The organism is Vibrio bathopelagicus (assembly GCF_014879975.1).
GTDB lineage: Bacteria > Pseudomonadota > Gammaproteobacteria > Enterobacterales > Vibrionaceae > Vibrio > Vibrio bathopelagicus.
The window spans coordinates 3,275,589-3,297,907 of record NZ_CP062500.1 but is presented as its reverse complement, the minus strand read 5'-3'; the positions used below and the strand labels follow the sequence as shown (position 1 = coordinate 3,297,907).

General features: G+C 44.8%; 37 protein-coding genes. 35 read left to right on the top strand and 2 right to left on the bottom strand.

What is annotated here, in order from left to right:
* Positions 1 to 36: 36 nt before the first annotated feature.
* The 3 genes from IHV80_RS14800 to IHV80_RS14790 all read left to right on the top strand — a co-directional run bounded on the left by IHV80_RS14800 (position 37) and on the right by IHV80_RS14790 (position 2,113).
* Positions 37 to 237 (top strand): YheV family putative zinc ribbon protein, encoded by a 201-nt coding sequence (locus tag IHV80_RS14800; protein WP_017632113.1) that lies wholly within the window; start codon positions 37 to 39, stop codon positions 235 to 237.
* A gap of 94 nt (positions 238 to 331) precedes the next feature.
* Positions 332 to 928, top strand: a complete 597-nt coding sequence (slyD, locus tag IHV80_RS14795; protein ID WP_017104666.1) for a peptidylprolyl isomerase — start codon at positions 332 to 334, stop codon at positions 926 to 928.
* A gap of 219 nt (positions 929 to 1,147) precedes the next feature.
* A complete protein-coding gene (locus tag IHV80_RS14790; RefSeq protein WP_192889496.1) occupies positions 1,148 to 2,113 on the top strand; it encodes an isoaspartyl peptidase/L-asparaginase family protein in 966 nt (321 codons plus the stop codon).
* A gap of 161 nt (positions 2,114 to 2,274) precedes the next feature.
* Here IHV80_RS14790 and IHV80_RS14785 read toward each other — a convergent pair whose 3' ends face one another.
* Both IHV80_RS14785 and IHV80_RS14780 read right to left on the bottom strand, forming a co-directional pair.
* Positions 2,275 to 2,502 carry a SlyX family protein gene (locus tag IHV80_RS14785; RefSeq protein ID WP_004729640.1) on the bottom strand — a complete coding sequence of 76 codons (228 nt, stop codon included), beginning with the start codon at positions 2,500 to 2,502 and terminating at the stop codon, positions 2,275 to 2,277.
* A gap of 5 nt (positions 2,503 to 2,507) precedes the next feature.
* A complete protein-coding gene (locus tag IHV80_RS14780) occupies positions 2,508 to 3,485 on the bottom strand; it encodes a WD40 repeat domain-containing protein (protein ID WP_029223204.1) in 978 nt (325 codons plus the stop codon).
* 131 nt (positions 3,486 to 3,616) lie between these two features.
* Between IHV80_RS14780 and fkpA the strand changes: the two genes are divergently transcribed.
* From fkpA to rpmJ, 32 genes are all read left to right on the top strand, one after another.
* Entirely contained in the window at positions 3,617 to 4,393 is a 777-nt protein-coding gene (gene fkpA / locus IHV80_RS14775; protein WP_081229705.1) for an FKBP-type peptidyl-prolyl cis-trans isomerase, read from the top strand.
* A gap of 216 nt (positions 4,394 to 4,609) precedes the next feature.
* Entirely contained in the window at positions 4,610 to 5,335 is a 726-nt protein-coding gene (locus tag IHV80_RS14770; protein ID WP_004729851.1) for a helix-turn-helix transcriptional regulator, read from the top strand.
* The gene (tusD, locus tag IHV80_RS14765; RefSeq protein ID WP_192889495.1) at positions 5,329 to 5,718 is read left to right on the top strand and encodes a sulfurtransferase complex subunit TusD; all 390 of its coding nucleotides are present in this window, start codon (positions 5,329 to 5,331) and stop codon (positions 5,716 to 5,718) included. Before IHV80_RS14770 ends, tusD begins: the two co-directional genes overlap by 7 nt.
* Positions 5,715 to 6,071: a sulfurtransferase complex subunit TusC gene (tusC, locus tag IHV80_RS14760; RefSeq protein WP_192889494.1), complete on the top strand. Its 357-nt coding sequence runs from the start codon at positions 5,715 to 5,717 to the stop codon at positions 6,069 to 6,071. Before tusD ends, tusC begins: the two co-directional genes overlap by 4 nt.
* Positions 6,072 to 6,079: 8 nt before the next feature.
* The gene (gene tusB, locus IHV80_RS14755) at positions 6,080 to 6,355 is read left to right on the top strand and encodes a sulfurtransferase complex subunit TusB (protein ID WP_192853361.1); all 276 of its coding nucleotides are present in this window, start codon (positions 6,080 to 6,082) and stop codon (positions 6,353 to 6,355) included.
* Positions 6,356 to 6,536: 181 nt separating this feature from the next.
* A complete protein-coding gene (gene rpsL / locus IHV80_RS14750; protein ID WP_012604917.1) occupies positions 6,537 to 6,911 on the top strand; it encodes a 30S ribosomal protein S12 in 375 nt (124 codons plus the stop codon).
* 103 nt (positions 6,912 to 7,014) lie between these two features.
* A complete protein-coding gene (gene rpsG, locus IHV80_RS14745) occupies positions 7,015 to 7,485 on the top strand; it encodes a 30S ribosomal protein S7 (RefSeq protein WP_017073678.1) in 471 nt (156 codons plus the stop codon).
* A gap of 165 nt (positions 7,486 to 7,650) precedes the next feature.
* Positions 7,651 to 9,747 carry an elongation factor G gene (gene fusA, locus IHV80_RS14740; protein ID WP_102438515.1) on the top strand — a complete coding sequence of 699 codons (2,097 nt, stop codon included), beginning with the start codon at positions 7,651 to 7,653 and terminating at the stop codon, positions 9,745 to 9,747.
* A gap of 146 nt (positions 9,748 to 9,893) precedes the next feature.
* Positions 9,894 to 11,078 (top strand): elongation factor Tu, encoded by a 1,185-nt coding sequence (gene tuf, locus IHV80_RS14735; protein ID WP_012604914.1) that lies wholly within the window; start codon positions 9,894 to 9,896, stop codon positions 11,076 to 11,078.
* Between the two features lie 479 nt (positions 11,079 to 11,557).
* Positions 11,558 to 11,869, top strand: coding sequence for a 30S ribosomal protein S10 (rpsJ, locus tag IHV80_RS14730; protein WP_004736761.1), 312 nt, complete (start codon positions 11,558 to 11,560; stop codon positions 11,867 to 11,869).
* A gap of 14 nt (positions 11,870 to 11,883) precedes the next feature.
* Complete coding sequence (gene rplC / locus IHV80_RS14725) at positions 11,884 to 12,513, top strand: 50S ribosomal protein L3 (protein ID WP_004736763.1); 630 nt, start codon at positions 11,884 to 11,886, stop codon at positions 12,511 to 12,513.
* Between the two features lie 16 nt (positions 12,514 to 12,529).
* Positions 12,530 to 13,132: a 50S ribosomal protein L4 gene (rplD, locus tag IHV80_RS14720; RefSeq protein ID WP_017104673.1), complete on the top strand. Its 603-nt coding sequence runs from the start codon at positions 12,530 to 12,532 to the stop codon at positions 13,130 to 13,132.
* A complete protein-coding gene (rplW, locus tag IHV80_RS14715) occupies positions 13,129 to 13,431 on the top strand; it encodes a 50S ribosomal protein L23 (protein WP_004738802.1) in 303 nt (100 codons plus the stop codon). The genes rplD and rplW overlap by 4 nt, the downstream gene beginning before the upstream one ends.
* Before the next feature lie 14 nt (positions 13,432 to 13,445).
* On the top strand, positions 13,446 to 14,270 hold the full coding sequence (rplB, locus tag IHV80_RS14710; protein ID WP_017104674.1) for a 50S ribosomal protein L2: 825 nt from the start codon (positions 13,446 to 13,448) through the stop codon (positions 14,268 to 14,270).
* Positions 14,271 to 14,289: 19 nt separating this feature from the next.
* A complete protein-coding gene (gene rpsS / locus IHV80_RS14705; protein ID WP_004736729.1) occupies positions 14,290 to 14,568 on the top strand; it encodes a 30S ribosomal protein S19 in 279 nt (92 codons plus the stop codon).
* A gap of 10 nt (positions 14,569 to 14,578) precedes the next feature.
* Positions 14,579 to 14,911 carry a 50S ribosomal protein L22 gene (gene rplV / locus IHV80_RS14700; protein WP_004736732.1) on the top strand — a complete coding sequence of 111 codons (333 nt, stop codon included), beginning with the start codon at positions 14,579 to 14,581 and terminating at the stop codon, positions 14,909 to 14,911.
* 18 nt (positions 14,912 to 14,929) lie between these two features.
* Entirely contained in the window at positions 14,930 to 15,628 is a 699-nt protein-coding gene (rpsC, locus tag IHV80_RS14695; RefSeq protein ID WP_004736734.1) for a 30S ribosomal protein S3, read from the top strand.
* Between the two features lie 11 nt (positions 15,629 to 15,639).
* Positions 15,640 to 16,050, top strand: a complete 411-nt coding sequence (rplP, locus tag IHV80_RS14690; RefSeq protein WP_004736736.1) for a 50S ribosomal protein L16 — start codon at positions 15,640 to 15,642, stop codon at positions 16,048 to 16,050.
* Positions 16,050 to 16,241, top strand: coding sequence for a 50S ribosomal protein L29 (gene rpmC / locus IHV80_RS14685; protein ID WP_004736737.1), 192 nt, complete (start codon positions 16,050 to 16,052; stop codon positions 16,239 to 16,241). Before rplP ends, rpmC begins: the two co-directional genes overlap by 1 nt.
* Positions 16,241 to 16,495: a 30S ribosomal protein S17 gene (gene rpsQ / locus IHV80_RS14680; protein ID WP_004736739.1), complete on the top strand. Its 255-nt coding sequence runs from the start codon at positions 16,241 to 16,243 to the stop codon at positions 16,493 to 16,495. The genes rpmC and rpsQ overlap by 1 nt, the downstream gene beginning before the upstream one ends.
* A gap of 161 nt (positions 16,496 to 16,656) precedes the next feature.
* Complete coding sequence (rplN, locus tag IHV80_RS14675) at positions 16,657 to 17,028, top strand: 50S ribosomal protein L14 (protein WP_004736740.1); 372 nt, start codon at positions 16,657 to 16,659, stop codon at positions 17,026 to 17,028.
* Positions 17,029 to 17,039: 11 nt separating this feature from the next.
* A complete protein-coding gene (gene rplX, locus IHV80_RS14670; RefSeq protein ID WP_017108547.1) occupies positions 17,040 to 17,357 on the top strand; it encodes a 50S ribosomal protein L24 in 318 nt (105 codons plus the stop codon).
* Positions 17,358 to 17,381: 24 nt separating this feature from the next.
* Positions 17,382 to 17,921 carry a 50S ribosomal protein L5 gene (gene rplE, locus IHV80_RS14665; protein WP_004738790.1) on the top strand — a complete coding sequence of 180 codons (540 nt, stop codon included), beginning with the start codon at positions 17,382 to 17,384 and terminating at the stop codon, positions 17,919 to 17,921.
* Positions 17,922 to 17,937: 16 nt separating this feature from the next.
* Positions 17,938 to 18,243: a 30S ribosomal protein S14 gene (gene rpsN / locus IHV80_RS14660; RefSeq protein WP_004736747.1), complete on the top strand. Its 306-nt coding sequence runs from the start codon at positions 17,938 to 17,940 to the stop codon at positions 18,241 to 18,243.
* Between the two features lie 29 nt (positions 18,244 to 18,272).
* On the top strand, positions 18,273 to 18,665 hold the full coding sequence (gene rpsH, locus IHV80_RS14655) for a 30S ribosomal protein S8 (RefSeq protein ID WP_017104676.1): 393 nt from the start codon (positions 18,273 to 18,275) through the stop codon (positions 18,663 to 18,665).
* A gap of 10 nt (positions 18,666 to 18,675) precedes the next feature.
* Positions 18,676 to 19,209, top strand: a complete 534-nt coding sequence (gene rplF, locus IHV80_RS14650) for a 50S ribosomal protein L6 (protein WP_102543631.1) — start codon at positions 18,676 to 18,678, stop codon at positions 19,207 to 19,209.
* Positions 19,210 to 19,218: 9 nt separating this feature from the next.
* A complete protein-coding gene (gene rplR / locus IHV80_RS14645; protein WP_017104678.1) occupies positions 19,219 to 19,572 on the top strand; it encodes a 50S ribosomal protein L18 in 354 nt (117 codons plus the stop codon).
* Positions 19,573 to 19,586: 14 nt separating this feature from the next.
* Positions 19,587 to 20,087, top strand: coding sequence for a 30S ribosomal protein S5 (gene rpsE, locus IHV80_RS14640; RefSeq protein ID WP_004736754.1), 501 nt, complete (start codon positions 19,587 to 19,589; stop codon positions 20,085 to 20,087).
* A 7-nt stretch (positions 20,088 to 20,094) separates the two neighbouring features.
* Positions 20,095 to 20,271 carry a 50S ribosomal protein L30 gene (rpmD, locus tag IHV80_RS14635; protein WP_004736756.1) on the top strand — a complete coding sequence of 59 codons (177 nt, stop codon included), beginning with the start codon at positions 20,095 to 20,097 and terminating at the stop codon, positions 20,269 to 20,271.
* Positions 20,272 to 20,276: 5 nt separating this feature from the next.
* Positions 20,277 to 20,711, top strand: coding sequence for a 50S ribosomal protein L15 (gene rplO, locus IHV80_RS14630; RefSeq protein ID WP_004736758.1), 435 nt, complete (start codon positions 20,277 to 20,279; stop codon positions 20,709 to 20,711).
* Between the two features lie 20 nt (positions 20,712 to 20,731).
* Positions 20,732 to 22,066, top strand: a complete 1,335-nt coding sequence (secY, locus tag IHV80_RS14625; protein ID WP_004736759.1) for a preprotein translocase subunit SecY — start codon at positions 20,732 to 20,734, stop codon at positions 22,064 to 22,066.
* Between the two features lie 39 nt (positions 22,067 to 22,105).
* Positions 22,106 to 22,219 (top strand): 50S ribosomal protein L36, encoded by a 114-nt coding sequence (gene rpmJ, locus IHV80_RS14620; protein ID WP_000868186.1) that lies wholly within the window; start codon positions 22,106 to 22,108, stop codon positions 22,217 to 22,219.
* The last annotated feature ends 100 nt before the right edge of the window (positions 22,220 to 22,319 follow it).

The window sequence follows — 22,319 nt, the reverse complement described above, 5'->3', positions numbered from 1 at the left end:
AAGAACTGTGAATCCAGAGTAGTAAAGGATATGAACGTGAAACAGAAAAAACGCTTTATTGCTGGGGCGAGCTGCCCAAGCTGCAACACTCAAGACACACTTCGCTGGTGGGTTGAAAATAATATCGAGCTGGTGGAATGCGTCGATTGCGACTTCACAGAGCAGCGTAAACCGAAAACTGTAGAGAAATCTGAACACGCGAATCAAGAAATGATCGGTATTTTTAAGCCAGAATGATTGAGTTTCGTTAATTGATCCCCATAATACCTCGGTACAGAATTTTTCCTAAGCTCAACTGTTCGAGCTTAGTCCAAACCTCCTTGGAGCTCTCATGAAAATTGAAAAGAACGTAGTAGTTAGTGTTGCATATCAAGTGAAACTTGAAGATGGCGTAGTAGTTGACCAATCAACTGCAGAAGCTCCACTAGATTACCTTCACGGTCACAACAACCTAATTACAGGTCTTGAAAAAGAGCTTGAAGGCAAAGTAGCTGGCGACAAGTTCTCAGCAACTGTTACTCCAGAAGACGCATACGGCGATCACAACGATGACCTAGTTCAACGTGTTCCTGCTGACGTGTTCCAAGGTGTTGAGCAAATCGAAGTTGGCATGCGTTTCCTAGCGGATACTGACCAAGGTCCAATCCCAGTTGAAGTGACTGAAGTAGATGGCGACGAAGTTGTTGTTGACGGTAACCACATGCTTGCTGGCCAAACTCTAACGTTTGACGTTGAAGTTGTAGCTGTTCGTGAAGCGACTGAAGAAGAAGTTCAACACGGTCACGTACACCAAGAAGGCGGCTGTGGCAGCCACGGTCACGACCATGATCACGACCACGAAGGCGGTTGCTGTGGTGGCGAAGGCCATGACCACGGTGAAGAGAAAAAAGACGGCTGCTGCGGCGGCGGTAGCTGTGGTTCTCACTAATACCGAATTAACGGTTTAGTTTAAGAATATTGAAAGCCTCCCTTGTGGAGGTTTTTTTCGTTTAGGAGCCGAGCTTTCTGAGCTGACTTTTAATCTACCGAACTAAGTGTCCGTAAATCTAAGCCTTCGTAAAAAGTTTGGTTTTATCTATCAGACATCAAACCATGAATGTGGTATTGATAGCACAACATTATAAGACGACGTCAGTGGAGAGTTCGCATGTCACAGCCTTTTTCAATTGCTATTCATGGTGGTGCAGGAACCATCTTACGAGAGCAAATGAGCGATGAATTAAAAACGGGTATTACCGATGCTTTGGAAAAGTCTGTTTTAGCCGGCTATCAAGTACTGCAATCGGGCGGCGATGCTCTAGATGCGGTGGTTGCATCGGTTAAAGTGATGGAAGACAGCCCACACTTTAATGCCGGTAAAGGTTCGGTTCTGACTCATGATGAATTTGTTGAGATGGATGCTTCTGTTATGCATGGTCGCGAAATGGACGCGGGGGCTATTGCCGGTGTCCGTCATATTAAAAACCCGATAGAGTTGGCTCGTGATGTGATGCTTAAAAGCGACCACGTATTACTGATTGGTGAAGGCGCAGAGAGGTTTGCGTTTGAGCATGAGTACACCTTCACCGAGCAGGATTACTTCTTTACTGAGCGTCGTTATGACCAACTTCAGTCGATGAAAGATAAAGGCATCTTTGCTTTGTCTGAAGCAAAATACGATGAGCAACAAGCTCAAAAATACCCAGACGATAAAAAGTATGGCACCGTTGGCGCGGTGGCGTTAGATCAAGCTGGCAACTTAGCCGCCGCAACCAGCACTGGTGGCGTAACCAATAAAAAATACGGTCGTGTGGGGGATTCTCCAATCATCGGTGCAGGCACTGTTGCTGAGAATGGCAACGTGGCTGTTTCAACGACAGGCATGGGTGAGTTCTTCCTTAGAAAGATGGTTGCCAGTGATGTGGCTGCACGAATGCGTTATCTCAAAGAAGATGTGCATACGGCTTGTGAACACATTATCCAAGGTGAACTGAAAGCCATAGGCGGAGAAGGCGGCTTGATCGCTATCGATGGTCAAGGTGATATTCACTTCGCTATGAACAGTTCAGGAATGTATCGCGCGAGTGTTGATACTAACGGCCGTGTGGAAGTGAAGATTTATGCCGATGATTAAGCTTGTATTTGGCTTAACTAGCTTTGGTTGAGTTAGCGCAGACTAAACAAGCAAAAGGGCGACAGATAAGAATCTGTCGCCCTTTTGTTTTAGATTTAGATTTAGATTTAGATTTCTAGCGATATGCGTCACTAGAACCAATTCGTTATTTGGAACCGCACTTAATAGTGTGGAGGTGGCGTCTCTTCTGATGCGTCAGCGAGGTTTGAGCCATCCATATTTTTCACTTTACCCACCACGAACTTCATTTGATCTTGCATTCTCGTGATCAACATCTGTTGTTGGCTAAGCGCTTCATTGAGTTCTTCAATGGTTTGTTCTTGGAAAGCCAACTGACATTCTAGGTCATTCACGCGGCTTTCTAGTTGTTCAATTCGCTTTTCTGTCATCGTTCTTAATCCACATTCCAAGCTTGGGCGATGCCCGCAGAGGTGCCCGATATCACACGGTTCTTTTCATCAAAGGCTGCATCATACACTACCGCACGGGGAGGGCGAGCATCTTTTAATGGCTCGGCATCGTGACGAGAAATTCGTTTTCCATCTTGAGTATTCCACACACTCACTTGGCTTGATGGTGTACCCGTCACCAACATACTGCCGTCGTCAGAAAAGCGAGCACTAGAGAATATCAGCTGTCGAGACCAGCTCTGTAATTGCGCTTGAGGTTCACCTGTTTCTAGATCCCAAATCATCGCTTGGTTGCCGCCATCAGAAGTAAAAGCCAATTCTCCATCCCGTTGTAGTGCAACTCGTACTACTCTTTGTTCATGCTCGAAGGTACGTAACACCAAGCCTGATTCGGTATCCCAAAGGTAAGCTTTGTAGTCGTTACCACCTGATAATGCGTAGCGCCCATTCGAAGATAGGGAGACGGAATTAACTTTTTCTCGGTGGGCGAGGAACTCCAGACGGCGTCCGGTGACTAAGTCCACATAGATGGCTTTTCCGTTAGACAGACCAAGTAAGACTTTTTCACCATTGCTGGATATGTCGACATCGCGAATCAAGCCATCGGAAATAGACCAAAGCCCTTCAGCTTGAGTCCAAGATAAGTCCCAAACGGCGAAATTCATCTGACTTGCGGTAATCGCAAAGCGACCATTGTCAGAGATGCGAATACGCGATATTTGGTTTTCGGATTGATCTTGCGGGCCGAGTTGAGCGAGCTCTTTGTTTTGGTCTAAGTCCCAGAGCAGTAAGTGTTTTTGCTGAGAGTAGAGTAGAGCGAAGCGTCCATCTCTGCTCAGGGCAAAGCTGGTGGCACCATTGGGTTCAATTTCCCAACGTTGCTCATCATCTTGGAAGAAAAAACATCCATTTAACAAGGTGATGACAATAGCACATAGCAATGAATGGAAAAATATTTGCATCACGTCTAATAATCCGGTTTTTGTCGAAAGACATATGACTAGTATATTGTTATAACTAACGTATTCACACCAATCTAATCATTAGATTTGTGCACAATAACCAATGGCTTGGCCATTAATTGGAGAATTCAATGAAATCAGTTTTAAAAGTATCACTGCTTGCCGCAACGGTTATGCTAGCAGTTGGTTGTCAGAAAGAAGAACCAAAGGCAGAAGCTCCACAGGTAGAAGAAGTTAAAGTTGAAGCAGTAAACTTTAAAACAGAAGATGACAAAGCGGCATACGCAATCGGTGTATCTTTCGCTAACTACCTAAGCACAAGCATTGATAAGCCAAGCGAGCTAGGCATTAACCTAGACAAAGATATGGTTCTTCAAGGTATTGAAGACGTATTTGCAGAGAAAACTGCACTGAATGAAGAAGAAACTCGCGCTGCACTTGAAGCTCTAGACAAGCGTGTTGCTGAAACCATGCAAGCACAAGCGGCAGAGAAATCAGCTGAAGTGAAGAAAGCGGGTGATGACTTCCGCGCAGAGTTCGCTAAGACTGAAGGCGTGAAGCAAACTGAATCTGGCCTACTTTACCAAGTTATGACAGCTGGCGAAGGCGCTTCTCCAAAAGACACAGATACGGTTCAAGTACACTACAAAGGTACGCTAACAGACGGTACTCAGTTCGATAGCTCTTACGATCGTGGCGAACCAGCAACATTCCCACTAAATCGCGTAATCCCAGGCTGGACTGAAGGCGTACAACTGATGCAAGTTGGATCTAAGTACAAATTCGTAATCCCGCCAGAGCTAGCATACGGTGAGCAAGACACACCGACTATCCCAGCTAACTCAACGCTAGTATTTGAAGTTGAGCTACTGAAAATCGATAACGCTGAAGCAGCTCCTGCTCAGTAATATCGAACAAAGTATCGAATGAATATCTCGTATTAAAATACGCAGATTGAATAAAAAGCCTAACGTTGAGTTGGGCTTTTTTTTGCTTTTTAAATGAGTATTTGATTTTTAAAGTTGTTCTAAATCACTAGTTGCAATGTTAGCTAGGTGTGCAATTAAAATTTTCTGATAAACTTACATAAATTTGTTGATTTTTCACACGAAGGTAAGGAATAAGTGACTACTACAGAAACAGTCAATGCGGATGTGTTACTTGAAATGGAATCAGTCCACGTCATGCCATTCAGTGAACACGATAAAATTATCTTAAGATCTTATGAGGCCGTGGTTGACGGTATTGCGAGTCTTATCGGTCCGTTTTGTGAAATCGTTTTACACTCTTTAGAAGACCTCAATACTTCTGCGATTAAAATCGCCAACGGCGAAAATACAGGTCGCCAGGTTGGTTCGCCGATCACCGATCTTGCATTAAAGATGCTGAAAGATATTGAAGGTTCTAAGCGTAATTTCTCACGTTCATACTTTACTCGCGCTAAAGGCGGAGTATTGATGAAGTCGATCACGGTTGCTATCCGCAATGGTGAAGACCGAGTGATTGGCTTGTTGTGTATTAACGTAAACTTAGATGCGCCATTCTCACAAGTATTGCAATCTTTCATGCCTACGCAAGATGCGGACGAAGCTGCCTCATCAGTAAACTTTGCAAGTGATGTAGAAGAACTTGTCGACCAAACGGTTGAGCGCACAATTGAAGAAATCAATGCAGACAAATCAGTATCGAACAATACTAAGAACCGTCAAATCGTGATGGAGCTTTACGACAAAGGTATTTTCGATATCAAAGATGCGATTAACCGTGTGGCTGAGCGATTGAATATCTCTAAGCACACCGTGTACCTATACATCCGTCAACGCAAAACAGAGGATGAAGAGGGTTGTTAAGCTATACACTCCTAGTTAATGGGCCCGTTTACGGCTCACAATCCGCAAGAAGTGCTTATCAGTTTGCCGTGGCTCTATTGAAGCTGGGCCACAAACTCGACAGTGTGTTCTTCTATCAAGATGGTGTCAGCAATGGCTCTGACATTACTGTGCCTGCTAATGATGAATTTGACTTGGCTTCCGCTTGGCAAAAGCTGGCGGATGAGTACGATGTTAGCCTAGAGACATGTGTTGCAGCTGCGCTCAGACGCGGAGTGATCAGCACTGAAGAAGCCACGCAACATCAATTGAGTGCATCTAACTTAGCGACTGGGTTTACCCAAGCTGGCTTAGGGAGCTTATCTGAAGCACTTTTAACGCAAGATAGGGTTGTGCAGTTTTGAGTAAATTGGCCTTTGTATTTAACACTTTCCCTCATACGACGGCTGCGGGTAGGGAAGGGCTAGACGCACTGCTAGCGGCTTCAGCCTATAGTGAAGACATTACCGTATTCTTTGTTGGTGATGGCGTTACACAGCTTCTCAAGGCTCAACAGCCTGATGAATCCCTATCACGTGACTATATTTCTGCATTCAAGCTCATGGATCTCTACGATATCGAGCAGGTTTACGTATGTCAGCATAGCCTCAATCAGTTCGGCCTCTCGACAGATAACTTACTGATCGATGTGACTGTGCTAGAAGTGAGTGAGTTGACGCAGAAGTTAGCTCAGAGCCAAAAAATACTGACTTTCTAGGGAACGTTATGCTTCATATTGTAAAATCAGTAGACAAACTCAAGCTTGCATTGGCGTACTCGCAACAACAGGATCACATCCTTTTGGTTGAAGATGCGGTGTATGTTTGCCTTCCAAATCATGAGTTATTCAATCAAATCTCAACCGTTGAACACGTGTCGGTATTAAAAACAGATCTAGATAGCCGAGGTTTACAACAACTTGCTTCAAGCACTCTGAATCAAGTGGACTTCGATGGATTCGTCAAACTGACTGTTTTGAACGACAAATCAGTGACTTGGTAGCTGTGTTTTATCAGCATGGTTAAAAAAAGACCATCCTGAGCTCTAGACGGCTAAAAAAGATCTGTATATTTCTTGACACACATCCCACTGCTGAATAGAATTTTGCGTCCCTATTTACACTATGTGTAATAGGGCTAGATTTTTCATCAAGCTTACTTTCAAGTAAATCAGGAGCTAGTTAATGGCAACTATTAACCAGTTGGTACGTACTCCTCGTGTAAAGCAGGTTGTTAAAAGCAACGTGCCTGCACTAGAAGCGTGCCCACAAAAACGTGGTGTATGTACTCGCGTATATACTACTACTCCAAAAAAACCGAACTCAGCACTACGTAAAGTATGTCGTGTTCGTCTAACTAACGGCTTTGAAGTTACTTCATACATCGGCGGCGAAGGTCATAACCTTCAAGAACACAGTGTTGTTCTTATCCGTGGTGGTCGTGTTAAAGATTTACCAGGTGTGCGTTACCACACTGTTCGCGGTGCACTTGACTGTGCAGGCGTTAACGACCGTAAGAAAGGTCGTTCTAAGTATGGTGTGAAACGTCCTAAGTCTTAATGCGTCTTTTTTTAAAAGAAAGCGTTAAGTAAGGCCAAACACTATTTATTTATTATTCTGAAAAGTTTTGGAAAAAACCTGAAGAAGACAACGGAGAAATTCCATGCCACGTCGTCGCGTAATAGGCCAGCGTAAGATCCTTCCAGATCCTAAGTTCAAATCTGAACTGCTGGCAAAATTCGTTAACATCCTTATGGTTGACGGAAAAAAATCTACTGCAGAGAAGATTGTTTACACTGCACTAGAAACTATGGCTGAGAAATCTGGTAAAGATCACTTAGCTGTATTTGAAGAAGCTCTTGAAAATGTTCGCCCAGCGGTAGAAGTTAAATCTCGCCGTGTGGGTGGTTCAACTTACCAAGTACCTGTAGAAGTTCGTCCGGTTCGCCGTAACGCTCTTGCTATGCGTTGGGTAGTTGAAGCTGCGCGTAAGCGTGGTGAAAAATCTATGGCTCAACGCCTAGCTGCTGAAATGCTAGACGCGTCTGAGAACAAAGGTACTGCGGTTAAGAAACGTGAAGACGTTCACCGCATGGCTGACGCAAACAAAGCGTTCGCACATTACCGCTGGTAATACCTTTTCAGTGCTGCAAGGTTCCTTGCAGCACTTCTTTAGTTCCTATGCTTATGCTAGGAACTATTGCTATTTCTAGGGCAAAGCTTTTTAGCGAAGCATCGCTTTTAACGCATAATCTAGACATAGCAATAGTCCCTAAGTCTCTAATAAGAGGATTCAACCGTGGCTCGTAAAACTCCTATTGAGCAGTACCGTAATATCGGTATCGTTGCTCACGTAGATGCAGGTAAAACAACCACAAGTGAACGTATTCTGTTCTATACCGGTCTTTCTCACAAAATCGGCGAAGTTCACGATGGTGCAGCAACCATGGACTGGATGGAGCAAGAGCAAGAGCGCGGTATTACGATCACTTCAGCAGCAACTACTACGTTTTGGCGTGGTATGGAAGCTCAGTATTCTGACCACCGTATCAACATCATCGACACTCCTGGACACGTTGACTTTACTATCGAAGTAGAACGTTCTCTGCGTGTACTTGATGGTGCAGTTGTTGTTTTCTGTGGCTCATCTGGTGTTGAACCTCAGTCAGAGACAGTATGGCGTCAAGCTGATAAGTACCAAGTTCCACGTATGGTTTTCGTTAACAAAATGGACCGTACAGGCGCAGACTTCTTGCGCGTAGTTGAACAGATTAAGGACCGCCTAGGTGCGACTCCTGTGCCTATTCAACTTAACATTGGTGCTGAAGAAAACTTCCAGGGTGTTGTCGATCTTATCAAGATGAAGGCAATCAACTGGAACGAAGCTGACCAAGGCATGACTTTTACGTACGAAGACATTCCAGCAGACATGCAAGAAATGGCTGAAGAATATCGTATAGAACTTGTTGAAGCTGCTGCAGAAGCTAATGAAGAGCTGATGGATAAGTACCTTGAAGAAGGTGAATTGACAGAAGCTGAAATCAAACAAGGTCTTCGTACTCGTACCCTTAATAATGAAATCGTACTTGCAACTTGCGGTAGTGCTTTCAAAAACAAAGGCGTACAAGCTGTTCTAGATGCAGTTGTTGATTTCCTTCCTTCTCCAGTCGATGTACCTGCAATTAAAGGTATCGATGATGACGAGAATGAAATTGAGCGTCACGCGGACGACAAAGAACCGTTCTCAGCGCTAGCATTTAAAATTGCAACAGACCCATTTGTTGGTACTTTAACTTTCATCCGTGTTTACTCTGGTGTTGTTGAAAGCGGTAAAACAGCTTACAACTCTGTGAAGAAACAACGTGAACGTTTAGGGCGCATTGTTCAAATGCACTCAAACAAACGTGAAGAAGTAAAAGAAGTACGAGCAGGTGACATCGCAGCCATTATCGGCCTTAAAGATGTTACTACTGGTGAAACGCTATGTGATCAGAACCATAAAATTGTTCTTGAGCGTATGGAATTCCCAGATCCAGTTATTCAGATCGTTGTAGAGCCTCGCTCTCAAGCTGATCAAGATAAAATGACTATCGCGTTAGGCAAGCTAGCGGCAGAAGATCCATCGTTCCGTGTTGAAACGGATGACGAAACTGGCCAGACACTAATCTCTGGCATGGGTGAACTGCACTTAGATATCATCGTTGACCGCATGAAACGTGAATTCAGCGTGAACTGCAACGTTGGTAATCCGCAAGTTGCTTATCGTGAAACCATTCGTGGTACAGCGAAAGCTGAAGGTAAATTTATCCGCGAACATGGTGGTAAAGGACAGTACGGTCACGTGTGGCTGAAACTGGAACCATCAGAAGCCGGTGAAGGCTTTGTCTTCGTAGATGAAATTGCCAATGGTATCGTGCCAAAAGAGTTCATTACCTCTGTCGCTAAAGGCGTTGAAGAGCAAATGAACAATGGTGTATTAGCGGGCTATCCAGTTTTGGATATCAAAGCTACACTATATGATGGTTCTTACCATGAAGTAGATTCAAGTGAGATGGCGTTTACAATCGCTGCCTCTATGGCTTTCAGAACGGGTGCGCTAGAAGCGCAACCAGTTTTGCTTGAGCCTATGATGAAAGTTGAAGTAACTACTCCAGAAGACTGGATGGGTGACGTTGTTGGCGATATTAACCGTCGTCGCGGCATCATCGAAGGTATGGACGAGGGGACAGCTGGCCTGAAGATAATTCGTGCACAAGTTCCGTTGTCTGTCATGTTCGGTTACGCAACTGATTTGCGTTCTGCGACACAAGGTCGTGCTTCTTACTCTATGGAGTTTAGTGAGTACGCTGAAGTGCCAAAAAATGTTGCTAATGCAATCATTGCAGAGCGTGGTTAAACAAAAGGGATGCATTTTTTTCATTTTTTGAAAGATCAATGCGTCCAAATATTGCGCTAACGAGAGTTGGCGCATAAAATAGCAATTTCTGGCGCGTCTCGCTCAATAATGAACGTGGCGAATCATAACTAGGAAGGAACACGATTGTGTCTAAAGAAAAATTTGAACGTACGAAACCGCACGTAAACGTTGGTACTATCGGCCACGTTGACCACGGTAAAACAACTCTAACTGCTGCTATCTGTACTACACTTGCAAAAGTGTACGGCGGTGTTGCTAAAGATTTCGCATCTATCGATAACGCTCCAGAAGAGCGCGAGCGCGGTATCACAATCGCAACTTCTCACGTTGAGTACGATACTCCTGAACGTCACTACGCACACGTAGACTGTCCTGGACACGCCGATTATGTTAAAAACATGATCACTGGTGCTGCTCAAATGGACGGCGGTATCCTAGTTGTTGCTGCTACAGATGGCCCTATGCCACAAACTCGTGAGCACATCCTACTTGGTCGTCAAGTTGGTATCCCTTACATCATCGTATTCATGAACAAATGTGACATGGTTGATGACGAAGAGCTACTTGAGCTAGTAGAAATGGAAGTTCGTGAACTTCTTTCTGAGTACGAGTACCCAGGAGACGACCTTCCAGTAATTCAAGGTTCTGCACTTGGCGCTCTAAACGGCGAAAAGCAGTGGGAAGACAAGATCGTTGAGCTTGCAGAAGCACTAGATTCTTACATTCCACTTCCAGAGCGTGCTGTTGATCTACCGTTCCTACTACCTATTGAAGATGTATTCTCAATCCAAGGTCGTGGTACTGTAGTTACTGGTCGTATCGAGCGCGGTATCCTACGTGTAGGTGACGAAGTAGAAATCGTTGGTATCAAAGAAACTACTCTTACTACTTGTACTGGTGTTGAAATGTTCCGTAAGCTGCTTGACGAAGGTCGTGCAGGTGAGAACGTTGGTGCACTTCTACGTGGTACTAAGCGTGATGACGTTGAACGTGGCCAAGTACTTTCTGCTAAAGGTTCAATCAACCCACACACTAAGTTTGAGTCTGAAGTATACGTACTTTCTAAAGACGAAGGCGGCCGTCACACTCCTTTCTTCAAGGGTTACCGTCCACAGTTCTACTTCCGTACAACTGACGTAACAGGCGATATCACTCTACCAGAAGGCGTAGAAATGGTAATGCCAGGTGACAACGTTCAAATGACTGTTGAGCTAATCGCTCCAATCGCAATGGACGAAGGTCTACGTTTCGCAATCCGCGAAGGTGGCCGTACAGTTGGTGCTGGTGTTGTAGCTAAAATCTTCGCTTAATCGCGAATTGATTTTGCACACTCTTCATTAGAAGAACTGCATTAAAAAAGGGAAGCTTCGGCTTCCCTTTTGTTTTTCTGACCCCTTTCGTTTTTACAATTCCCCAAGTGTCCCCCTGTTCTTTGTAATTCGACTTTCGTCATTCAACTACCGTTGATTACCCCCATCAAAGAAATTCCGATTATTTTTCCAACGCCACTTGCATACCAAAATGTGATCTGTATAATGCATCGCACTGGCTAACGCCGGTTTGTGAACCAATGAGCACTGAGGAGTAGGTCTTACCTAGTAATGTATACTCAGCTTATGTTCGCGGTTAATAAAAATAGCAAATCTTGTATTTGCTTCAAAAGTTAACTGACAATGCGTCCTGATTTTGGATGCTACGGTTTCACATAAATCAATCGGCATTCTCTCGTTCTTTCGAGCTTGAGTGGCGATATTGTTTGTGTAATTTTTAATAATTGGAGCTCTGTCTCATGCAGAACCAACGTATTCGTATCCGCCTTAAAGCGTTTGATTACAAGTTAATCGATGCTTCAACTGCGGAAATCGTTGAAACAGCAAAACGTACTGGCGCACAGGTTCGTGGTCCTATTCCACTTCCTACTCGTAAAGAGCGTTTCACTGTTCTTACCTCTCCACACGTCAACAAAGATGCACGTGACCAGTACGAAATTCGTACTCACAAGCGTTTGATCGACATCGTTGAGCCAACAGATAAAACTGTTGATGCTCTAATGCGTCTTGATCTTGCAGCTGGCGTTGATGTTCAAATCAGCCTAGGTTAAGGGAGATAAGAATAATGATTGGTCTAGTCGGACGTAAAGTGGGTATGACCCGCGTATTTACCGAAGAAGGCGTTTCTATCCCAGTAACTGTTGTTGAGGTTGAAGCGAACCGTATTTCTCAAGTTAAAACTCTTGAGACAGACGGCTACGCAGCAATCCAAGTAACTACTGGTGCTAAGAAAGCTAACCGTGTAACTAAACCTGAAGCTGGTCACTTCGCGAAAGCGGGTGTTGAAGCAGGTCGCGGTCTTTGGGAATTCCGTTTAGAAAACGGCGAAGAGTTTGAAGTTGGCGCTGAGCTAAACGTAGAACTTTTCAACGAAATTAAAAAAGTAGACGTTACTGGTACATCTAAAGGTAAAGGCTTCCAAGGCGCTATCAAGCGTTGGAACTTCTCTACTCAAGATATGACTCACGGTAACTCTTTGTCTCACCGCGCACCGGGTTCAATTGGCCAATGTCAAACTCCAGGCCGCGTGTTTAAAGGCAAGAAAATGGCAGGTCACATGGGTGCTGAGCGTGTAACGACTCAAAACCTAGAGATCGTACGTGTTGACGCTGAGCGCAATCTACTCCTTATTAAAGGTGCAGTACCAGGCTCAACAGGCGGTAACGTGATCGTAAAACCTGCTGTTAAAGCATAACGTCTAGGAGTAAGTAATGGAATTGATGGTTAAAGGTGCTGATGCACTAACTGTTTCCGAGACTACTTTCGGACGTGACTTTAACGAAGCTCTAGTACATCAAGTAGTTGTTGCGTATGCAGCAGGTGCTCGTCAAGGTACTCGTGCTCAAAAGACTCGTTCTGAAGTATCAGGCGGCGGTGCTAAGCCATGGCGCCAAAAAGGTACTGGCCGTGCACGTGCTGGTACAATTCGTAGCCCAATCTGGCGTACAGGTGGTGTTACTTTTGCTGCGAAACCACAAGATCACAGCCAAAAAGTTAACAAGAAAATGTACCGCGGTGCTATGAAAAGCATTCTTTCTGAGTTGATTCGTCAAGAGCGTCTAATCGTTGTTGATAACTTCTCTGTAGAAGCACCAAAAACAAAAGAACTTTTAGCTAAGCTTAATGAGCTTCAGCTTAACGACGTTCTGATTGTAACTGGCGAAGTAGATGAAAATCTATTCTTAGCTGCTCGTAACCTGTACAAAGTTGACGCACGTGACGTTGCTGGTATTGATCCAGTATCTCTAATTGCATTCGACAAGGTTCTAATGACTGCTGACGCAGTTAAGCAAGTTGAGGAGATGCTAGCATGATCACTGAAGAACGTATCTTAAAAGTTCTACGTGCTCCGCACATCTCTGAAAAAGCAACTATGGCGGCTGAGAAAGCGAACACTATCGTTTTCAAAGTAGCTAAAGATGCAACTAAGAAAGAGATCAAAGCAGCTGTAGAAAAGCTATTTGAAGTTGAAGTTAAGTCAGTAAATACTCTTGTACAAAAGGGTAAGACCAAACGTCAAGGTATGCGTGAAGGCCGTCGTTCAGACGTGAAAAAAGCCTACGTTACTTTGAAAGAAGGTCAAGATCTTGACTTCGTTGGCGGCGCGGAATAACAGGAGTAGTAAAAATGGCTATTGTTAAATGTAAGCCGACTTCCCCTGGTCGTCGTCACGTCGTTAAAGTTGTTAACGCTGACCTGCACAAGGGTAAGCCATACGCACCACTTCTAGAGAAAAACTCTAAGAACGGTGGTCGTAACAACAACGGTCGTATCACAGTACGTCACATCGGTGGTGGTCATAAGCACCATTACCGTTTGATTGACTTCAAACGTACTAAAGACGGTATCCCAGCGAAAGTTGAGCGTTTAGAATACGATCCAAACCGTAGTGCTAACATCGCTCTAGTTCTGTACGCAGACGGTGAGCGTCGTTACATCATTGCACCTAAAGGTGTTAACGCAGGTGACCAGATTCAATCTGGTTCTGATGCGCCAATCAAAGCAGGTAACACTCTGCCGATGCGCAACATCCCAGTAGGTTCTACTGTACACTGTGTTGAACTTAAGCCTGGTAAAGGTGCTCAACTAGCTCGTTCGGCTGGTGCATATGTACAAATCATCGCTCGCGATGGTGCATACGTAACTATCCGTCTACGTTCTGGTGAGATGCGCAAAGTACTTTCTGAAGGTCGTGCAACGATCGGTGAAGTTGGTAACTCTGAGCATATGCTACGTGAACTTGGTAAAGCTGGTGCTTCACGCTGGCGCGGCGTACGTCCAACCGTACGTGGTGTAGTAATGAACCCGGTGGATCACCCACATGGTGGTGGTGAAGGCCGCACATCTGGTGGTCGTCACCCAGTTTCTCCTTGGGGCGTTCCTACTAAGGGCTTCAAGACTCGTAAGAACAAACGCACTGACAAGTACATCGTACGTCGTCGTAATAAATAATCTATAAAGAGGAATCGCCATGCCACGTTCTCTCAAGAAAGGTCCTTTTATTGACCTACACTTGCTGAAGAAGGTAGAGAAAGCGGTGGAAAGCGGAGACAAAAAGCCTATTAAGACTTGGTCCCGTCGCTCAATGATCATCCCAACAATGATTGGTTTGACCATCGCTGTCCATAATGGTCGTCAGCACGTTCCAGTTTTCGTTACCGAAGAAATGATCGGTCACAAACTGGGCGAATTTGCACCAACTCGTACTTATCGCGGTCATGCTGCAGATAAGAAAGCTAAGAAGAAATAAGGAGTAGATGATGGAAGCTTTAGCTAAACATAACTTTGCTCGTATTTCTCCACAGAAAGCTCGCTTAGTTGCAGACCAAATTCGCGGTAAGTCGGTAGACCAGGCTCTAGAAATTCTAACTTTCAGCAACAAAAAAGCTGCTGTACTAGTTAAGAAAGTTCTTGAGTCAGCTATCGCTAACGCGGAACATAACGAAGGTGCAGATATCGACGATCTAAATGTCGCTAAAATCTTCGTAGATGAGGGCCCTATCATGAAGCGCATTATGCCTCGTGCTAAAGGTCGTGCGGATCGTATCTTGAAGCGTTCAAGCCACATCACTATTGTTGTAGCAGATCGCTAAAGACTAGGAGATTAAGCAATGGGTCAGAAAGTACATCCTAATGGTATTCGTCTTGGCATCGTTAAGCCTTGGAATGCTACATGGTTTGCTAATACCAACGAATTCGCTGACAACCTAGACGGCGACTTCAAGGTACGTCAGTTCCTTACTAAGGAACTACAAAAAGCATCATTATCTCGTATCGTTATCGAGCGTCCAGCTAAGAGCATCCGTGTGACTATTCACACTGCTCGCCCTGGCGTTGTTATCGGTAAGAAAGGTGAAGACGTAGAGAAACTACGTGCAGCTGTAGCTAAAATCGCAGGTGTACCAGCGCAGATTAACATCGCTGAAGTACGTAAACCTGAGTTAGATGGTCAGCTTGTAGCTGATAGCATCGCGTCTCAACTAGAGCGTCGTGTTATGTTCCGTCGTGCAATGAAGCGTGCGGTACAAAATGCTATGCGTCTAGGCGCTAAAGGCATCAAAGTACAAGTAGGCGGCCGTCTTGGCGGCGCTGAAATCGCACGTTCAGAGTGGTACCGTGAAGGCCGTGTGCCTCTACACACTCTACGTGCAGACATTGATTACGCAACTTCTTCGGCTCACACTCAATACGGTGTGATCGGCATTAAAGTTTGGATCTTCAAAGGTGAGATTCTAGGCGGTATGCCAGCTGCTAACGCAGTAGAGCCTAAAGGCGATAAGCCTAAGAAGCAGCGTAAAGGCCGTAAGTAAGGAGTCGAACGATGCTACAACCAAAACGTACTAAGTTCCGCAAGGTTATGACTGGTCGTAACCGTGGTCTAGCTAAAGGTACTGAAGTGAGCTTCGGCGAATTCGGTCTTAAAGCTGTTGGCCGTGGTCGTCTGACTGCACGTCAAATCGAAGCGGCACGTCGTGCTATGACACGTCACATTAAGCGTCAAGGTCAAATCTGGATCCGTGTGTTCCCAGACAAACCGATTACTGAAAAGCCTCTTGAAGTTCGTCAAGGTAAAGGTAAAGGTTCAGTTGCGTACTGGGTTGCTCAAATCCAACCAGGCAAAGTTATGTACGAGATGAATGGCGTACCTGAAGAGTTGGCACGTGAAGCGTTCCGCCTAGCGGCACGTAAACTGCCTGTTAAAACTACTTTTGTAACTAAGCAGGTGATGTGATGAAAGCACAAGATCTACGCGAAAAGAACGTTGAAGAGCTTAACGCTGAGCTATTGAATTTGCTACGTGAACAGTTTAACTTGCGCATGCAAGCTGCAACTGGTCAACTACAGCAAACTCATACTCTAAAAGCTGTACGCCGTGACATCGCACGTGTGAAAACTGTTTTGACTGAAAAGGCAGGCGCATAATGAGCGAAACTAACCGCATCCAGCAAGGCCGTGTAGTAAGTGACAAGATGGACAAGTCTATCGTTGTTGCTATTGAGCGTACTGTAAAACACCCAATTTACGGTAAGTTCATCAAACGCACGACTAAAGTACACGCACACGACGAAGACAACACTTGTGGCCTAGGCGACAAAGTTGAAATCGCTGAGTGTCGTCCTCTGTCTAAGACTAAGTCTTGGACATTGGTTAAAGTTCTAGAAAAAGCGAAGATTTAATCTTTGTAATTCTATAACTTAAAGCGGCTCCAAATAATTTTTTGGAGCCGCTTGTTTTTTGTCTACCCAATTTAAAAAAAGGGTGGTACAATTCGCGTCCCTTTTAAAGAGGCAGCCCGACCCGAGAGGGTCTAGTTTTAATATTTAGCGGAGCACTAACAATGATCCAGATGCAAAGTACACTTGACGCAGCAGATAACTCTGGCGCGCGCAAGGTAATGTGTATTAAGGTTCTGGGTGGCTCTCACCGCCGTTATGCACATATCGGTGACGTCATCAAGGTTACAGTGAAGGAAGCGATTCCTCGCGGTAAAGTAAAGAAAGGTGATGTTCTGAAGGCGGTAGTAGTGCGCACCCGTAAAGGCGTTCGTCGCCCAGACGGTTCTGTCATTCGCTTCGACAGTAATGCTTGTGTATTGTTAAATGACACTACTGAGCAACCAGTCGGCACACGTATCTTTGGTCCTGTGACTCGTGAACTTCGTAACGCGAAATTCATGAAGATTGTATCACTAGCACCTGAAGTTCTGTAAGGAGCGGCAACATGGCAGCTAAAATCCGTCGTAATGACGAAGTAATCATTCTTGCTGGTAAAGATAAAGGCAAGAAAGGTAAAGTAACTAAGGTTCTGACAACTGGTAAAGTTGTTGTTGAAGGCATCAATCTTGTTAAAAAACACCAAAAGCCGGTTCCGGCTCTAGGTCAACAAGGTGGCATCGTTGAACAAGAAGCAGCTATTGATGCTTCTAACGTTGCAGTTTTTAACACGGCTACTGGTAAAGCAGACCGTATCGGTTTCCGTATCGAAGATGGCAAGAAAGTTCGTTTCTTCAAATCTAACGGCGAAACTGTTTCTAACTAATTAGAAGTAATTTGGAGTTCTACTATGGCGAAACTGCATGATTACTACAAGTCGTCTGTAGTCGCTGAGCTTACCAAAGAGTTCAGCTACACAAGCGTCATGCAAGTCCCTAGGATTGAGAAAATCACCCTAAACATGGGCGTTGGTGAAGCAATCAACGATAAGAAACTGCTAGAAAACGCAGCAGCTGATATGGCAACGATCTCTGGTCAAAAGCCACTTATCACTAAAGCGCGTAAATCTGTAGCTGGTTTCAAAATTCGTGAAGGCTACCCAATCGGTTGTAAAGTAACCTTGCGTGGTGAGCGCATGTGGGAATTTTTAGAGCGTTTAATCTCTATCGCACTTCCACGTGTACGTGATTTCCGTGGTGTTAGCGCTAAGTCTTTTGACGGACGCGGTAACTACAGCATGGGCGTTCGCGAGCAAATCATCTTTCCGGAAATCGACTACGATAAAGTCGATCGTGTCCGCGGTCTTGATATTACTATCACGACATCTGCGGGATCCGATGAGGAAGGCCGAGCTCTGCTGGCTGCCTTTAACTTCCCATTCCGTAAGTAAGGGTAGGGTTACTGTTATGGCTAAACAATCAATGAAAGCACGTGAAGCTAAACGTGCAAAACTAGTAGTTAAGTTCGCTGAAAAGCGTTCTGCGCTAAAAGTTATCATTAGCGATGTAAACGCATCTGAAGAAGATCGTTGGAATGCGGTTCTTAAACTGCAATCTCTTCCACGTGATTCAAGTGCATCACGTCAGCGCAACCGTTGCAACCAAACTGGTCGTCCACACGGTTACCTACGTAAATTCGGTCTAAGCCGTATTAAGGTTCGCGAAGCTTGCATGAAAGGCGAGATTCCGGGTCTTCGTAAGGCTAGCTGGTAATTGCCACTTAATCATTTGGAGTAAATCTTATGAGCATGCAAGATCCGATTTCGGATATGCTGACCCGCGTTCGCAACGGTCAGGCAGCAAACAAAGTTGCTGTAAAAATGCCTTCTTCAAAGCTTAAAGTTGCAATTGCTGCATTACTTAAAGCTGAAGGTTACATCGTAGACTTCGCTGTTGACGGCGAAGCAAAACCTGAGCTAGAAGTTACTCTTAAGTACTTCCAAGCTAAACCTGTAATCGAGCAAATCAAGCGTGTATCACGTCCTGGTCTAAGAGTTTATAAGAATAAAGACTCTTTACCTACAGTGATGGGTGGTCTTGGTATTGCAGTTGTTTCTACTTCCAAGGGTCTGATGTCTGACCGTGCTGCTCGTAAAGCAGGTCTTGGCGGTGAAATCATCTGTTACGTAGCTTAAGGAGTAGATTATGTCTCGTGTTGCTAAAGCACCTGTCGCTATTCCAGCTGGCGTAGAGGTGAAACTAAACGGCCAAGAAGTTACTGTAAAAGGTAGCAAAGGTGAGCTTACTCGCGTTCTTAACAGCGCCGTAGTTATTGCACAGGAAGAAACCAAGCTTACTTTCGGTCCGAAAGAAGGCGTTACTAACGCATGGGCACAGGCTGGTACAGCTCGCGCTCTAGTTAATAACATGGTTGTGGGTGTTACTGAGGGCTTCACTAAGAAGCTAACTCTTAAGGGTGTTGGTTACCGTGCTGCTATGAAAGGCAATACTGTAGCTCTAACTCTTGGTTTTTCTCACCCAGTAGAGCACGCTCTACCTGAAGGTATTAAAGCTGAGTGCCCTAGCCAAACTGAGATCATCATTACTGGTTGCGATAAGCAAGTAGTAGGTCAAGTTGCGGCTGACATTCGTTCTTACCGTGCTCCTGAACCTTATAAAGGTAAAGGTGTTCGTTACGCAGATGAAAATGTGCGTACTAAAGAAGCTAAGAAGAAGTAAGGTATCACTATGGATAAGAAAGCATCTCGCATCCGTCGTGCTACACGTGCACGTCGTAAGATTGCAGAACTTGGCGCAACTCGCTTGGTAGTACACCGTACTCCTCGCCATGTTTACGCTCAAGTTATCTCGGCAAACGGCTCTGAGGTTATCGCAGCTGCTTCTACTGTAGAAAAAGCGATCCGTGAGCAAGTTAAGAACACTGGTAACGTTGATGCAGCTAAAGCAGTTGGTAAAGCTGTTGCTGAGCGCGCTCTTGAAAAAGGCGTAGCTACAGTTGCATTTGATCGTTCTGGTTTCCAATACCACGGTCGAGTAGCGGCGCTAGCAGATTCTGCTCGCGAAGCTGGTCTGAAATTCTAAGGTAGGGTTGGAAGATGGCTAAAGAACAACAACAAGCTAATGATTTGCAAGAAAAGCTGATCGCTGTTAACCGTGTATCTAAGACGGTTAAAGGTGGTCGAATCATGAGCTTCACTGCACTAACAGTAGTTGGTGACGGTAATGGTCGCGTAGGTTTCGGTTACGGCAAAGCTCGTGAAGTACCTGCTGCGATTCAAAAAGCAATGGAAAAAGCGCGTCGTAACATGGTTACTGTTGCGCTTAACGAAGGCACTCTTCACCACCCGGTGAAAGGTCGTCATTCGGGCTCTAAAGTTTACATGCAGCCAGCTGCTGAAGGTACAGGTGTTATTGCCGGTGGTGCAATGCGTGCCGTACTTGAAGTTGCAGGCGTACATAACGTACTTTCTAAAGCATACGGTTCAACGAACCCAATCAACGTTGTTCGCGCAACGATTGGTGCTCTAGTAGACGTTAAGTCACCAGAAATGGTTGCTGCTAAACGTGGTCTAACTGTTGAATCTATTTCGGAGTAAGAACACGATGGCAACTATTAAAGTAACTCAAACTAAAAGCTCAATTGGTCGCCTACCTAAGCACAAAGCGTGTCTTAAAGGTCTAGGTCTTCGTCGCATCAACCATACAGTAGAACTTGAAGATACACCGTGCGTACGCGGTATGATCAACAAGGTTTACTACATGGTTAAGATTGAGGAGTAATCAGAATGCGTTTGAATACTCTATCACCGGCTGCTGGCTCTAAACCTTCTAAGAAGCGTGTAGGTCGTGGTATCGGTTCTGGCCTTGGTAAAACAGGTGGCCGCGGTCACAAAGGTCAAAAGTCACGTTCTGGCGGCTCTGTTCGTCCAGGTTTTGAAGGCGGTCAAATGCCTCTAAAACAACGTCTACCTAAATTCGGTTTCACTTCTCGTAAGAGCCTAGTGTCTGCTGAAGTTCGTCTAGCTGAGCTAGCGAAAGTAACAGGTGACGTAGTTGATCTTAACAGCCTTAAAGCTGCTAACGTTATCACTAAGAACATCGAGTTTGTTAAGATCGTTCTTTCTGGTGACCTAAGCAAAGCTGTGACTGTTAAAGGTCTACGCGTGACTAAAGGCGCTAAAGCTGCAATCGAAGCTGCAGGCGGTAAAATCGAGGAATAATCTCGAGGAACGAGGTACAGATGGCTAAGAAACCAGGAAAAGATTTTCGTAGTGCTCAGAGCGGCTTAAGTGAATTAAAGTCGCGCTTGTTATTCGTAATTGGTGCACTTTTAGTATTCCGAGCCGGCTCTTTTGTGCCGATCCCTGGTATTGACGCAGCTGTACTTGCCGATTTGTTCGATCAGCAAAAAGGTACCATCGTAGAAATGTTTAACATGTTCTCCGGTGGTGCTCTTGAGCGTGCATCTATATTAGCATTGGGTATCATGCCGTACATTTCGGCATCGATCGTAGTCCAATTGCTAACTGTAGTTCATCCAGCGTTAGCGGAACTCAAGAAAGAGGGTGAAGCAGGCCGTCGTAAGATAAGCCAATATACACGCTACGGCACGCTTGTACTTGCAACATTCCAAGCTATTGGTATCGCAACAGGCTTACCAAACATGGTCGACAATCTGGTTGTTATCAACCAAACCATGTTTACGCTTATTGCTACCGTGAGTTTAGTAACTGGTACCATGTTTTTGATGTGGTTAGGTGAACAAATCACTGAGCGAGGAATCGGTAATGGTATTTCCATTCTGATTTTTGCAGGTATTGTTGCTGGATTGCCTTCTGCAATCGGTCAAACAATCGAGCAAGCGCGTCAAGGTGAATTGCATGTGCTTCTTCTGTTGTTTATCGCGGTATTGTCTTTTGCTGTAATTTACTTCGTAGTTTTCATGGAGCGTGGTCAACGTCGTATTGTCGTTAACTATGCGAAGCGTCAACAAGGTCGTAAAGTGTTTGCAGCACAAAGTTCTCACTTGCCACTTAAGATTAATATGGCAGGTGTTATACCAGCGATTTTTGCATCAAGTATTATTTTGTTCCCAGGAACATTAGCGCAATGGTTTGGTCAAAATGGTGAAAGCAGCGCGTTCGGTTGGTTAACTGACGTGTCATTAGCTCTTAGCCCAGGTCAACCTTTGTATGTAATGCTTTATGCAGCAGCTATAATCTTCTTCTGTTTCTTCTATACAGCGTTGGTGTTTAACCCACGTGAAACAGCTGATAACTTGAAGAAGTCTGGTGCATTCGTACCCGGTATCCGCCCAGGTGAGCAGACAGCGAAATATATCGATAAAGTGATGACTAGACTAACCCTTGCGGGTGCTCTATACATTACTTTTATATGTCTGATTCCTGAGTTCATGATGGTCGCGTGGAACGTTCGTTTCTACTTTGGCGGCACATCCCTACTAATCGTAGTGGTTGTTATCATGGATTTCATGGCACAGGTACAGACTCATCTGATGTCACAACAGTATGATTCTGTGTTAAAGAAAGCGAATCTTAAAGGTTACGGCCGTTAATCCGGTTGTAGCATTTAGATTCCATTACGGAGTTTAGCAATGAAAGTTCGTGCTTCCGTTAAAAAAATCTGCCGTAACTGTAAAGTTATCAAGCGTAACGGTGTCGTTCGCGTGATTTGCAGTGAGCCAAAGCATAAGCAACGCCAAGGCTAATTAGCAGAAATTTTTACTTGAAATACAAGGTAGAGTCGAGTATATTCCTCGGCCTACCTTTTGCGTGCAAAAGAAGTAGTATGCCGCAGCGTATCCATCA

Bases quoted from the DNA above. Each gene is read 5' to 3' on its own strand.
- rplV (WP_004736732.1), top strand. From the start codon at position 14,579: ATGGAAGCTTTAGCTAAACATAACTTTGCTCGTATTTCTCCACAGAAA.
- fkpA (WP_081229705.1), top strand. From the start codon at position 3,617: ATGAAATCAGTTTTAAAAGTATCACTGCTTGCCGCAACGGTTATGCTA.
- rplC (WP_004736763.1), top strand. From the start codon at position 11,884: ATGATTGGTCTAGTCGGACGTAAAGTGGGTATGACCCGCGTATTTACC.
- rplF (WP_102543631.1), top strand. From the start codon at position 18,676: ATGTCTCGTGTTGCTAAAGCACCTGTCGCTATTCCAGCTGGCGTAGAG.
- IHV80_RS14780 (WP_029223204.1), bottom strand. From the start codon at position 3,485: ATGCAAATATTTTTCCATTCATTGCTATGTGCTATTGTCATCACCTTG.
- IHV80_RS14785 (WP_004729640.1), bottom strand. From the start codon at position 2,502: ATGACAGAAAAGCGAATTGAACAACTAGAAAGCCGCGTGAATGACCTA.
- rpsN (WP_004736747.1), top strand. From the start codon at position 17,938: ATGGCTAAACAATCAATGAAAGCACGTGAAGCTAAACGTGCAAAACTA.
- rpsC (WP_004736734.1), top strand. From the start codon at position 14,930: ATGGGTCAGAAAGTACATCCTAATGGTATTCGTCTTGGCATCGTTAAG.
- rplX (WP_017108547.1), top strand. From the start codon at position 17,040: ATGGCAGCTAAAATCCGTCGTAATGACGAAGTAATCATTCTTGCTGGT.
- rplD (WP_017104673.1), top strand. From the start codon at position 12,530: ATGGAATTGATGGTTAAAGGTGCTGATGCACTAACTGTTTCCGAGACT.
- rpmD (WP_004736756.1), top strand. From the start codon at position 20,095: ATGGCAACTATTAAAGTAACTCAAACTAAAAGCTCAATTGGTCGCCTA.
- IHV80_RS14790 (WP_192889496.1), top strand. From the start codon at position 1,148: ATGTCACAGCCTTTTTCAATTGCTATTCATGGTGGTGCAGGAACCATC.
- rplW (WP_004738802.1), top strand. From the start codon at position 13,129: ATGATCACTGAAGAACGTATCTTAAAAGTTCTACGTGCTCCGCACATC.
- slyD (WP_017104666.1), top strand. From the start codon at position 332: ATGAAAATTGAAAAGAACGTAGTAGTTAGTGTTGCATATCAAGTGAAA.
- rpsH (WP_017104676.1), top strand. From the start codon at position 18,273: ATGAGCATGCAAGATCCGATTTCGGATATGCTGACCCGCGTTCGCAAC.
- rpmJ (WP_000868186.1), top strand. From the start codon at position 22,106: ATGAAAGTTCGTGCTTCCGTTAAAAAAATCTGCCGTAACTGTAAAGTT.
- rpsS (WP_004736729.1), top strand. From the start codon at position 14,290: ATGCCACGTTCTCTCAAGAAAGGTCCTTTTATTGACCTACACTTGCTG.
- rplB (WP_017104674.1), top strand. From the start codon at position 13,446: ATGGCTATTGTTAAATGTAAGCCGACTTCCCCTGGTCGTCGTCACGTC.
- tusB (WP_192853361.1), top strand. From the start codon at position 6,080: ATGCTTCATATTGTAAAATCAGTAGACAAACTCAAGCTTGCATTGGCG.
- rpsG (WP_017073678.1), top strand. From the start codon at position 7,015: ATGCCACGTCGTCGCGTAATAGGCCAGCGTAAGATCCTTCCAGATCCT.
- rplR (WP_017104678.1), top strand. From the start codon at position 19,219: ATGGATAAGAAAGCATCTCGCATCCGTCGTGCTACACGTGCACGTCGT.
- rpsE (WP_004736754.1), top strand. From the start codon at position 19,587: ATGGCTAAAGAACAACAACAAGCTAATGATTTGCAAGAAAAGCTGATC.
- rpsL (WP_012604917.1), top strand. From the start codon at position 6,537: ATGGCAACTATTAACCAGTTGGTACGTACTCCTCGTGTAAAGCAGGTT.
- rplE (WP_004738790.1), top strand. From the start codon at position 17,382: ATGGCGAAACTGCATGATTACTACAAGTCGTCTGTAGTCGCTGAGCTT.
- rpsJ (WP_004736761.1), top strand. From the start codon at position 11,558: ATGCAGAACCAACGTATTCGTATCCGCCTTAAAGCGTTTGATTACAAG.
- rplO (WP_004736758.1), top strand. From the start codon at position 20,277: ATGCGTTTGAATACTCTATCACCGGCTGCTGGCTCTAAACCTTCTAAG.
- secY (WP_004736759.1), top strand. From the start codon at position 20,732: ATGGCTAAGAAACCAGGAAAAGATTTTCGTAGTGCTCAGAGCGGCTTA.
- rplN (WP_004736740.1), top strand. From the start codon at position 16,657: ATGATCCAGATGCAAAGTACACTTGACGCAGCAGATAACTCTGGCGCG.
- rplP (WP_004736736.1), top strand. From the start codon at position 15,640: ATGCTACAACCAAAACGTACTAAGTTCCGCAAGGTTATGACTGGTCGT.
- rpmC (WP_004736737.1), top strand. From the start codon at position 16,050: ATGAAAGCACAAGATCTACGCGAAAAGAACGTTGAAGAGCTTAACGCT.
- rpsQ (WP_004736739.1), top strand. From the start codon at position 16,241: ATGAGCGAAACTAACCGCATCCAGCAAGGCCGTGTAGTAAGTGACAAG.